7 protein-coding genes are annotated in these 11,729 nt (G+C 71.1%); 5 read left to right on the top strand and 2 right to left on the bottom strand.

Annotated elements, in window-relative coordinates; genetic code table 11:
• Together aspS and ACXVGS_RS17805 are read left to right on the top strand one after the other, a co-directional pair.
• Positions 1-1,293, top strand: a 1,293-nt coding sequence (aspS, locus tag ACXVGS_RS17800; RefSeq protein WP_458537281.1) for an aspartate--tRNA ligase, incomplete at its 5' end; no start/stop codon positions are given.
• A 216-nt stretch (positions 1,294-1,509) separates the two neighbouring features.
• Positions 1,510-4,221, top strand: coding sequence for a lamin tail domain-containing protein (locus ACXVGS_RS17805; RefSeq protein ID WP_458532426.1), 2,712 nt, complete (start codon positions 1,510-1,512; stop codon positions 4,219-4,221).
• A gap of 55 nt (positions 4,222-4,276) precedes the next feature.
• On the opposite strand, the gene ACXVGS_RS17810 is transcribed toward ACXVGS_RS17805, so the two are convergent.
• Positions 4,277-5,032 carry a GNAT family N-acetyltransferase gene (locus tag ACXVGS_RS17810; protein WP_458538187.1) on the bottom strand — a complete coding sequence of 252 codons (756 nt, stop codon included), beginning with the start codon at positions 5,030-5,032 and terminating at the stop codon, positions 4,277-4,279.
• Between the two features lie 4 nt (positions 5,033-5,036).
• Entirely contained in the window at positions 5,037-7,289 is a 2,253-nt protein-coding gene (locus tag ACXVGS_RS17815) for an MMPL family transporter (protein WP_458537283.1), read from the bottom strand.
• 97 nt (positions 7,290-7,386) lie between these two features.
• Here ACXVGS_RS17815 and ACXVGS_RS17820 point away from each other — a divergent pair, with 97 nt between their 5' ends.
• The 3 genes from ACXVGS_RS17820 to ACXVGS_RS17830 all read left to right on the top strand — a co-directional run bounded on the left by ACXVGS_RS17820 (position 7,387) and on the right by ACXVGS_RS17830 (position 11,676).
• Positions 7,387-8,703 carry a replication-associated recombination protein A gene (locus tag ACXVGS_RS17820; RefSeq protein ID WP_458532430.1) on the top strand — a complete coding sequence of 439 codons (1,317 nt, stop codon included), beginning with the start codon at positions 7,387-7,389 and terminating at the stop codon, positions 8,701-8,703.
• Positions 8,704-8,886: 183 nt separating this feature from the next.
• Entirely contained in the window at positions 8,887-9,891 is a 1,005-nt protein-coding gene (locus ACXVGS_RS17825) for an ABC transporter permease (RefSeq protein ID WP_458533382.1), read from the top strand.
• A gap of 75 nt (positions 9,892-9,966) precedes the next feature.
• Positions 9,967-11,676 (top strand): ABC transporter substrate-binding protein, encoded by a 1,710-nt coding sequence (locus ACXVGS_RS17830; protein ID WP_458528966.1) that lies wholly within the window; start codon positions 9,967-9,969, stop codon positions 11,674-11,676.
• Positions 11,677-11,729 lie beyond the last annotated feature (53 nt).

Consider the following 11,729-nt stretch of genomic DNA (forward strand, 5'->3'; position numbering starts at 1 on the left):
CTGACCCGCTCCACCCCCGAAGGGGCCCGCGACTTCCTCGTGCCGGCGCGCCTCCAGCCGGGCAGCTGGTACGCCCTGCCGCAGAGCCCCCAGCTGTTCAAGCAGCTGCTCATGGTCGCCGGCATGGAGCGTTACTACCAGATCGCGCGCTGCTACCGCGACGAGGACTTCCGCGCCGACCGCCAGCCGGAGTTCACCCAGCTCGACATCGAGATGAGCTTCGTCGAGCAGGACGACATCATCGAGCTCGGCGAGGCGATCCTGAAGTCCCTGTGGGCGCTCGTCGGCCACGAGGTCCAGGGCCCGCTGCCGCGCCTGACCTACCACGAGGCGATGGCGCGCTTCGGCTCCGACAAGCCCGACATGCGCTTCGGCAACGAGCTCGTGGAGTGCACGGAGTTCTTCAAGGACACCACCTTCCGCGTGTTCCAGGCGCCCTACGTCGGTGCCGTGGTCATGCCCGGCGGCGCGTCGCAGCCCCGCAAGCAGCTCGACGCCTGGCAGGAGTGGGCCAAGCAGCGCGGCGCCAAGGGCCTGGCCTACGTCCTCGTCGGTGACGACGGCGAGCTCGGCGGCCCGGTCGCCAAGAACCTCACCGACGCCGAGCGCGCCGGCCTGGCCGACTTCGTCGGCGCCGACAAGGGCGACTGCATCTTCTTCGCCGCCGGCGCCCCGAAGCACTCCCGTGCCCTGCTCGGCGCCGCCCGCCTCGAGATCGGCCGTCGCTGCGGCCTGATCGACGAGTCGGCGTGGTCCTTCCTGTGGGTCGTCGACGCCCCGCTGTTCGAGCCGGCCGAGGACGCCACCGCCAGCGGCGACGTCGCCGTCGGCTCGGGTGCCTGGACCGCGGTGCACCACGCATTCACCTCGCCCAAGGCGGAGTACCTCGACACCTTCGACACCGACCCCGGCCCGGCGCTGGCCTACGCCTACGACATCGTCTGCAACGGCCACGAGATCGGTGGCGGCTCGATCCGTATCCACCGTCGCGACATCCAGGAGCGCGTCTTCAAGGTCATGGGCCTGTCGCACGAGGAGGCGCAGGAGAAGTTCGGCTTCCTGCTCGACGCCTTCGCCTTCGGTGCCCCGCCGCACGGTGGCATCGCCTTCGGCTGGGACCGCATCGTCGCCCTGCTCGCCGGTGCCGAGTCGATCCGCGAGGTCATCGCCTTCCCCAAGTCCGGGGGCGGCGTCGACCCGCTGACCGACGCGCCCGCGCCGATCACGGACGCCCAGCGCAAGGAGGCCGGCGTCGACGCCACGCCCGAGCCGCGCGAGCAGCCCGAGGCCTGATCCCCGGCGCCACCCGCGGCCCTCGCCCCTCACCGGGGCGGGGGCCGCTGTTGTGTATGCCGGGTGGCCGGGCCGGTGAACCCCGGGGAGACCCCGGCCAAATTCTTCCCATTTGTCGGCAAAAGCCCGCACAAGGCACACAGCGGACCCCTAGGTTGTGCTCGCTCGCGACCACACCCGGGCGCGAGCCACCTTCTGCGACATCCCAGGAGCACCATGCCTTTCCTGCGCACAGTGACGGGGGCGGTGGCGGCCACAGGCACCGTCCTCGTCGCCGGCCTGAGCCTGGCGCCGGCCGCCCACGCGGTCGACCCCGGCGCCAGCGTCATCATCAACGAGGTCTACGGAGGCGGCGGCAACTCCGGCGCGCCGTACGCCAACGACTTCATCGAGCTGGTCAACACCAGCACGCAGTCGGTCGACCTCACCGGTTGGTCGGTCCAGTACGCCTCGGCGACCAGCACGAATGCCGCCTGGTCGGGCAAGACGGCCCTGACCGGCAGCATCCCGCCCGGCGCGCGATACCTCGTCGGCGAGGCCGGCGGCGCCACCGGCGCCGCACTGCCCACCCCGGACGTGACCGGCACGATCGCCATGTCCTCCACCGCGGGCAAGGTCGCGCTCGTCAACAGCACCACCGCCCTCTCCTGCGGTGCGACCTGCTCCACCGCCGCGGGTGTGGTGGACTTCGTCGGCTTCGGCGGGGCCAACGACGCCGCCGGCGGCACCCCCACCGCGGCGACGAGCAACTCGACCTCGGCCCAGCGCAAGAACGGCCCGGTCGTCAACACCGGCAACAACGGCGCCGACTTCACTGTCGCCGCCCCGACGCCCAAGACGGTCAACGGCTCGGCGCCGACCGGCCCGGACTGCACCGCCGTCCCGACCCCGCAGGAGTGCCTCCCGGGCACGACGACGATCCAGGACATCCAGGGCGACGGGTTCATCTCGCCGCTCAAGGGCCAGACAGTCAGCAAGGTCGCCGGCGTCGTCACCGCGGTGCGCACCGGCAAGAGCGCCGGCTACTGGATCCAGGAGACCCAGCCCGACGCGGCCCGCCCGTCGGCGTCCTCCGGCGTCTTCGTCTTCAGCTCCAAGGGTGGCGTCTCGGTCGGCGACGCGGTCCTCGTGACCGGCCCGGTCACCGACTACTACCCGCTGTCCTCCGGGGAGACCGTCTCGAGCACCTCGAGCCTGTCCACCACCGAGATCAACGCCACCACCGTCACCGTGGTCAGCAAGGGCAACGCCCTGCCGGCCCCGCTGCAGCTGACCCCGTCGACGGTGCCCGACACCTACGCCCCGCAGGTCGCCGGTGGCAACGTCGAGGCGATCAACCCGGTCGACCCGGCCCACTCCGCGATGGAGTTCTGGGAGGCCCACGAGGGCATGCGGGTCGAGGTGGACGACGCCCGCGTCGTCGGCCCCGGCAAGCCGCAGTACGGCGAGATCTACGTGACCACCAAGCCGGCGCAGAACGCGACGTACCGCGGTGGCGCCTACGTGGACAGCTACAACCTGCCCTCCGGCCGCGTCCTCGTGTCCCCGGTCAACGGCGTCGTCCCGGCCGCGAACGTCGGCGACGTGCTCAACGGCGCCACCAGCGGCCCGGTGGACTGGTCCACCTTCGGCGGCTACGCGATCGCCGCGACGGCCACCGGTGCGTGGCAGGACAACCACCTCACCGGCAACCTGGCCACCCCGCAGGCCGCCGACCAGCTCGCGGTCGCGACCTACAACGTGGAGAACCTCGCGCCCGGCGACCCCGACGCGAAGTACCAGCGCCTCGGCGCGGGCGTGGTCACCAACCTCGCCTCGCCCGACGTGGTGAGCCTGGAGGAGATCCAGGACAACAGCGGTGCGACCGACGACGGCACCGTGGCCGCCGACCAGACCCTCACCAAGCTCACCGCGGCGATCAGCGCGGCCGGTGGCCCGGCATACAAGTGGGCCGAGATCGACCCGGTCAACGACCAGGACGGTGGCCAGCCGGGCGGCAACATCCGCGTCGCCTTCCTCTACAACCCCGACCGCGTCACGTTCGTGCAGCGGCCCGGCGGTGACCCCACCACCGCGGTCGGCGTGCAGGAGGACAGCGACGGCACCGCGGCGCTGACCGTCTCGCCCGGCCGGGTCGACCCGTCGAACACAGCGTGGGAGGACAGCCGCAAGCCCCTGGCCGGCGAGTTCGTCTTCCAGGGCAAGAAGGTCATCGTGGTCGCCAACCACTTCAACTCCAAGGGCGGCGACCAGAACGCCGACGGCCGATTCCAGCCGCCGACGCGCAGCTCGGAGCAGCAGCGCACCGCGCAGGCCACGGCCGTCAACGCGTTCGTCAAGCAGGTGCTGGCCGTCGACCCGAAGGCCAACATCGTGCTGGCTGGTGACTTCAACGACTACCAGTTCTCCCCGGCGGTCACGACGCTCACCGACAACGGTGCGACGCTGACCGACCTGATCAACACCCTGCCGGCCAACGAGCGCTACACCTACAACTACAACGGCGTCTCGCAGGTGCTCGACCACATCTTCACCTCGACGGTGCTGTCGGCGCCGGGCGCGGTGGAGTACGACGTCATCCACGTCAACTCCGAGTTCGCCGACCAGGCCTCCGACCACGACCCGCAGGTCGTGCGGGTCCGCCCGGTCGCCCACGTCGACCCGGTCAGCTCCGGGACGGTGCAGCTGTCCCCGCCACGGGTGAAGCCGGGCAAGCAGGTCCTGATGCACCTGCGCGGTTTCACGCCCCTGACGCTGCAGCGGATCTCGCTCGACGGCACGGTGGCTCTCGGCACGGTGACCACCGACGCCGGCGGCAACGTCCTGGTGAAGGTGACCGTCCCGGCGGACACCACGCTCGGTGACCACACCGTCGTGGTGAAGGCACCGGACCGCTCCACCGCGACCGCCGCGCTCGACGTCCACTGACGTCGGCTCGTCCCGGGAGCCCCCGCACCGCACCGGTGCGGGGGCTCCCGTGCACTCACTCCAGGAGCCGTATGACGCGGGTCGCCCAGGCCTGTGCGACCCGGTAGCCCAGGCGCAGGTAGAGCGAGCGAGCCACCGCGTTGTCGGAGTACATGCCCAGGGTCGACACCCCGTCGAGGGTGATCGCCCGGCGGGTCAGCGCCGCCGTCACGGCCGCGCCCAGGCCCTCGCCACGCCGGTCCGGGCGGACCGCGATGCTCGCCAGGTGCGGGCTGCCACCACCGGTGCGCTGCAGGGCGCCGCAGGCGACGAGCGCGCCCGAGCCGTCTCGTGCACCGACCCACCACCTGCTGCCCTCGTCGCCGGGGCGGGCGCTCGCCGTCGGGCTGGCGTCCGTGAGGAACGCCGTGAGCTCAGCGGCGTCGGCGGCGTTGTCCAGAGCGACGAGCGCCGCCTCGGCGCGCTGCTGCTCCGGGACCTCCTGCGTCCACAGCCACTCCCAGCGAGAAACCGGGCCCATGCGAAAGTGCCTCTCCAGCAACGGTTCCAGCGGCTGGGGCAGCGTGATGGCCCTGACGTCGTGGCCGGTCACGACGGACGGGTCGGCGGCCAAGGTGACTACCAGCGCCTCCACGCCGGCCGGGCTGCCCAGCAGCGCCAGCGCGGTCCGGCCCGAGGGGGTGCGCCGCAGGAAGGCGACCGCGCCGTCCACCGCCCAGCCGCTGGTGAAGGCCGGCCCCACGTCATACCGGACGAACGGGTCCTGCCCGGACGCCTCGAGCAGCTCCTGCCACGACGTGAGCTGCTGCACGGTCTCAGCGGGCACCTTCGACCTGTTCGGAGATGCCGTAGCGGGCGTGCCAGCGGCGCAACGGCGCCGGCGCCCACCAGTTGCGCCGGCCGAGGACGGTCATCGTGGCGGGGACCAGCAGCATCCGCACCAGGGTGGCGTCGATCGCCACGGCCACCGCGAGGGCCACGCCGGTCTCCTTGATGACCAGGAGCCTGCCGGCGGCGAAGCCGCAGAAGACGATGATGATCAGCACGGCCGCGGAGGTGATGATCCGCCCGGAGCGCTGCAGGCCCAGCACCACCGCCTCGTCGCTGTCGTGGCCGCGCCGGACCAGCTCGGTGATGCGGGAGAGCAGGAACACCTCGTAGTCCATCGACAGGCCGAAGCCGAACGCCAGCACCAGCAACGGGATCGTGGACTCTATGCCGCCCACCGACTGGAAGCCGATGAGACCCGCGAGGTGGCCCTCCTGGAAGATCCACACCGTGATGCCGAGGCTGGCGCCGAGGGACAGCACGTTGAGCAGCAGCGCCTTCAGCGGCACCACCACCGACCCGGTCATGAGGAACAGCAGCACGAACGTCGCGACCACGATGAGCGCCACGGCCACCGGCGCCCGCGCGCGCATCGACGCGCTGAAGTCGGCGAGCTGGGCGGCCTGCCCGGTGACCCACGTGGGGAAGGCCGGGCGGTCGGCCCGCAGCGAGGTGACCACCCGGCGGGTGGTGGCGCCGAGCGGCCCGTCGGTGGTGCGCAGCCCGACCGAGACCAGGTCCGGCGTGGCCTGCTTCGGGGCGTCGACCCTGCGCACGCCGGGCACGTGGGCGGCGGTGTCCCCGGCCCAGCGGGTGACCGACGCCAGCGGTGCCCGTGCCACGACGGTGACGTCCGGAGCGCTGGTCGCCGGGTAGTCCCGCTTCAGGGTCTCGAAGAACACGCGCTGGTCGGTGCCGGCGGGCAGCAGGCGGGTGCCCGAGGACGTCAGCTGCAGGCTGAGGGCCGGGCCGGCCGCGACCAGCAGCGCCGCGACCACGACGACGATGACGGCCACCGGGCGCCGCTGCACCCGGAGGGCCAGGGCGCTGAAGATGCCGGTGTCCGACGCCTGCTCGGTGCCACGGCGCAGCAGCCGGCGACCGGCCAACGCGCACAGTGCGGGCACCAGGGTCAGCGCGACCAGCAGCGCCACGACGACCACGGAGACACCGGCGGCGCCGATGGCCTTCATCAGCTGGGCCGGGAACACCAGCAGGCTGCTCAGCGAGATGGCCACGGTCAGCCCGGAGAACATCACCGTGCGACCGGCGCTCGCGAGGGTGCGCGAGGTGGCGCGCACGACCTGCTCGTGGGTGATGTCGGCCGCGGGGCCGCCGGCGGCGATCGCGCGGAGCTCCTCGCGGAACCGGCTGACGACCAGCAGGCCGTAGTCGATGCACAGGCCCAGCCCCAGGACGGTGACGACGTTGACGACCGAGGCGTCGAGGTCGATGAGGTAGGAGAAGGCGAGCAGGCTGGCGAGCGCGCCCCCGATCGAGGCGATGGCCCCGACGACGGGCATGCCCGCGGCGATGAAGCCGCCGAACACCACCACCATGACCAGCAGGCTGACCGGCAGCGCGATGCCCTCGCCGGTGCGCAGGTCGGTCTCGACCTGGCCGGTGATCTGGCTGACCAGCTGCGAGGTGCCACCGACGTGGCCGCGCGCGCCCGGCAGGTCGCGCACCATGGCCTGCAGCTCGGCGGTGACCGCCGACTCGGTGCTGCGCTGTGCCGCCTTCGACAGGCCCGGCTTCGTGTCGACGACGGTGAGGAACCCGCCGACGGACGGGTCGCTTTGTGCCACAAGGGATCTGGCCGCAGCCGACGTGGGTCCGCCAGGGACGACGAAGGGGGTGGCCACCTGCTGGACCCCGCTGATGCGGCGCAGGGCCGCGGAGTGCCGGCGGACGGCGCCGGCGACGGCAGGGGCGGTGAGGTCCACCCCGGTGACCTGCAGCATCGTCGCCGGTCCCTTGGTCGCCGCCTCGGAGACGAGGTCCCGGCCGGTGCGCGCCTCGCCCGGCACGGTCGGCTCACCCGAGGTGAGCCGCTGGAACAGCGAGTCACCGCCGAGCGCGCCGGCGGCCGCCGCGAAGCACAGGACCACGACGACCAGCCACAGGCCGAGGACGCGCCAGGGATGGCGCCCCACGACGGTGCCCATCCGGGCCAGGCGTGTCGGGCGTGCCGGCGACGTCGTGCGCGGAGGTGACGCGGGGGAGGGCGTGTGGGTCACGCGGGATAGCCTGCCAGCCGTGAGCACGGCCGACGACGACCTCTTCGCCACGGCGCACCGCGAGGGTGCCGCCGGTGTCGACGCGTCGCCGTCGGTGATGCCGCCACTGGCCGTCCGGATGCGCCCGCAGTCGCTGGAGGAGGTGCGCGGGCAGGGCGCCGTGCTGCGCCCGGGCAGCCCCCTGCGCCGCCTCATCGAGGGGTATGCCGGGCCCGCCGGCCCGCTGTCGGCGATCCTCTGGGGGCCGCCGGGAACGGGCAAGACCACCCTCGCGCACCTCGTGGCCACCAACGCCGGGCGCAAGTTCGTCGAGCTGTCCGCGGTGACCGCCGGGGTCAAGGACGTCCGCGCCGTCATGGACGCCGCGGCGCGCGAGCGCGACCTCTATGACCGCCAGACGGTGCTCTTCCTCGACGAGATCCACCGGTTCACCAAGGCCCAGCAGGACGCCCTGCTGCCGGGCGTGGAGAACCGCCTGGTCATCCTGGTGGCCGCGACGACGGAGAACCCCTCGTTCAGCGTCATCGCCCCGCTGTTGTCCCGCTCGATGCTCATCACCCTCGGCCCGCTCGCCGACGACGAGCTCGACCAGGTGCTCACCCGCGCCCTGGAGGACGAGCGTGGCCTGGCCGGGGCGTTCACCCTCGCGGCCGACGCCCGCGCCCACCTCGTGCGCATCGCCGGGGGAGACGCCCGGCGGGCACTGACCTCGCTGGAGGCGGCCGCCGGGGTGGCCCTCGACGCCCAGCCGGCCGGACGGCATACCGACGAGCCGGTGGAGGTGACGCTGGCGCAGGTGGAGCAGGCGGTGGCACACGCCGCCGTGCGCTACGACCGCACCGGCGACCAGCACTACGACGTGGCCAGCGCGTTGATCAAGTCGATGCGGGGCAGTGACGTCGACGCCGCGCTGCACTACCTCGCGCGGATGCTGGAGGCGGGGGAGGACCCGCGCTTCATCGCCCGGCGCATCGTCATCGCGGCCAGTGAGGACGTCGGCATGGCCGACCCCACGGCACTGCAGACCGCCGTCGCCGCCCTGCACGCGGTGGCCCAGATCGGCATGCCCGAGGCGCGGATCATCCTGGCGCAGGCCGTCGTCCACAACGCCCTGGCGCCCAAGTCCAACGCCGCCTACGCCGGCATCAACGCGGCGATCGCCGACATCCGGGCCGGTCGCGGAGGCCCCGTCCCGGTCCACCTGAGGGGGAGCGGCTACGCCGGAGCGGCACGCCTCGGCCACGGGGAGGGCTACTCCTACCCCCACGACGACCCGGCCGGTGTGGTGCAGCAGCAGTACCTCCCGGACGACCTCGCGGAGCAGGCCGACTACTACCACCCGACCGAACGCGGCTGGGAACAGACGCTGTCGGCCCGGTGGGCCCAGCTGCGCAGGCACATCCGCGGCCGCTGAGCGCGCATCAACACGCTCGGTAACGATTTGTCATCCAACGCATCGACTGTTCTGGATGTGGGCCTGACCGTGTGGCATGTTTACGCCGACTCGTGAGAGCGCCGTCACATCTTGTCGGGGGACCCCTTCGCCATGTGAGGCCGAACGATGTCGTCACGGCTGTTTCACATGGACGGAGTGCGCATGTCGCTGGGTGTCGACCCGCAGGACCAGGTCTCGAGCGAGGCCCTGGTCGCCGCGGTTCCCGTGGCGTCCACCAAGGAGCACGGCAAGTCCCCGTCGCGGATCGCGTTCGACCGCCTGCGCACGGACCGCATGGCGATCGTGTGTGGGTGCGTGGTGCTGTTCTTCGTCCTCGTGGCGGTCCTCGCGCCCCTGCTGTGCGCTATCGAGGGCCAGAACTACAGCGACTTCCACACCGAGCTGGTGGACGAGTTCGGCTTCCCGACCATCGGCCCGAACGCCGACCACTGGTTCGGCGTCGAGCCCAAGACCGGCCGCGACCTGTTCGCGCAGTGGACCTATGGGGCACGCCCCAGCCTGGTCATCGCCTTCGTCGCCGCGATCACGTCCTCGGTGGTCGGCGTCGTGCTCGGCCTCACCGCCGGCTTCCTCAGCGGCTGGGTCGACCGGGTCATCAGCTGGGTCATCGACTTCGTGCTGAGCCTGCCCTACCTGCTCGTCGCCATCGCGGCCGTGCCGATCGTCGTGAGCATCGCCGGCGGCGTCAACGCGCTGTCGCCGCAGGACAACGCGGACATCCGCTTCTTCGTCCTGATCGGCGTCCTGGTCTTCTTCGGCTGGGCCAGCCTGGCGCGGCTGATCCGCGGTGAGGTCATCTCGCTGCGCGAGCGGGAGTTCGTCGCCGCAGCCAAGGTCATCGGCGTCCCGACCCGGCGGGTGCTGTTCAAGGAGCTGCTCCCGAACCTCGTCGCGCCGATCGTGATCTCGCTGTCCCTGGCGCTCCCGGCCTACATCGTTGCCGAGGCCGGGCTCACCTTCCTCGGGGTCGGGCTCATCGAGCCCACCCCGTCGTGGGGCCAGATGATCGCCAAGGCCACCACGTACTACCAGGCAGACCCGCTGTACCTGTGGCTGCCTGTCGTCGGAGTGTCCGCCCTCACCCTGGCCCTGAGCTGGCTGGGTGACAGCGTGCGAGACGCGTTCGACCCCAAGACGCGCCGCTGACGCAGCGTGGCCCATCCAGGCAAGACAAGGAGAATCGCAGTGATTCGATTGAAGGGTACGGCGCTCATTGCTGCCGTGGCTGTGATCGGACTGGCCGCGTGCGGCACGCCGTCCAGCAACAACAAGCAGGCGGGGGGCTCTTCGTCTGACACGATCGGCGGTGCCCAGCAGAAGGCGACGGACGAGTCGGCCAAGGGGCCGGCGAAGGACATTGCGGGGGCGAAGAAGGGCGGGACCATGACGGTCTACGCCGAGAGCACGCCCTCGACGTTCGACCCGACGAACATCTACTACACCGACGGCAACCAGATCGCGAAGCTCGCGTTCCGGACGCTGACCCAGTTCGACATCCGCAACGGCAAGCCCGTGCTGGTGCCGGACCTCGCCGAGGACCTCGGCAAGGTCTCCGCCGACAAGCTGACCTGGACCTTCAAGCTCAAGAAGGGCATCAAGTACCAGGACGGCACCCCGGTCAAGGCCGAGGACTTCGCCTACGCGATCAAGCGTTCCTTCGCGCACGACGTCTTCGACGCGGGCCCGACCTACCAGCTGTCCTACTTCAAGGACGCCGACACCTACAAGGGTCCCTACGCCTCGGGTGACAACTACTCCGGGGTCGAGACCCCGGATGACAGCACGCTGGTCATCCACCTCAAGACCCCGTTCCCGGACCTGCCCTACTACGGCACGTTCCCGATGTTCACGCCGATCCCCAAGGCGAAGGACACCAAGCAGAAGTACGAGCAGAACCCGATGACCACGGGCCCGTACATGTGGCAGAGCTACAACCCGGGCGCGGAGCTCAAGCTCGTCAAGAACCCCAACTGGGACGCCAGCACCGACCCGGTCCGTCACCAGTACGTCGACGGCTGGGACTTCAAGTGGGGCGGGGACGCCATCAAGAGCCAGCAGCAGGTCCTGGCCAGCCAGGGTCCGGACGCGGCCGCGGTCGAGTACGACAACGTCGACTCCTCGGTCGTCCCGCAGCTGACCGGTGACAAGAAGGCCCAGCTGCTCCAGGGCGACAGCCCCTGCACCATCGTCGAGCAGATGGACTCCCGCAAGATCCCGCTCGAGGTCCGCAAGGCGATCGCCCTGGCCTACAACTGGGACGAGATGAACAAGGTCAGCGGCAACAACAGCCTGACCAGCGCCCCGGCGTCCTCGATCCTGCCCCCGGCCGTCCCGGGCTACACCAAGTTCTCGGTGGCCGGCCTGACCGGCACCGGCCAGGGCGACCCGGCGGCTGCCAAGGCGGCGCTGCAGAAGGCCGGCAAGCTCGGCTTCCAGCTGTCCTGGTACTACTCCAACGACAGCCAGACCTCCTCGCAGCTCACCCAGGCCCGCACCAAGTTCCTCGAGGCCGCCGGCTTCAAGGTCAAGGCGATCGGCGTGCCGAAGGCCCAGATCCGCAAGTACACCGGCAACTACGACAGCCCGGTGAACATGCTGTTCTCGCCCCGCGGCTGGTGCTCCGACTGGCCGAGCGGCTCCTCCTGGTTCCCGGTGCTGTTCAAGACCCAGTCGGTCAAGGACGGCAACTCCATCGGTGAGCTGATGGACCCGGCGCTGGACAAGAAGATCGACGACATCTCCGCCCTCCCGCTCGACCAGCAGGCCGCCAAGTGGGGCTCGCTGGACAAGGAGATCCTCGAGACGTACGTCCCGGCCCTGCCGTTCTACTACGACAAGATGGCCATCGTGATCGGCAACAAGGTGGGTGGCGCTGTCGGTGACCCGACCCAGGGCCTGCCGGTCTTCACCCAGATGTTCATCAAGAGCTGACCTGACCCCAGATCAGTGGTGTCCGGGGGGCGGGCGCGCGCCCCGCCACCCGG

This window comes from Oryzihumus sp. (assembly GCF_054325275.1).

What these genes read in the sequence shown, in the direction of transcription:
- ACXVGS_RS17805 (WP_458532426.1), top strand. Translation starts at nt 1,510, where the DNA reads ATGCCTTTCCTGCGCACAGTGACGGGGGCGGTGGCGGCCACAGGCACC.
- ACXVGS_RS17820 (WP_458532430.1), top strand. Translation starts at nt 7,387, where the DNA reads ATGCCGCCACTGGCCGTCCGGATGCGCCCGCAGTCGCTGGAGGAGGTG.
- ACXVGS_RS17825 (WP_458533382.1), top strand. Translation starts at nt 8,887, where the DNA reads ATGTCGCTGGGTGTCGACCCGCAGGACCAGGTCTCGAGCGAGGCCCTG.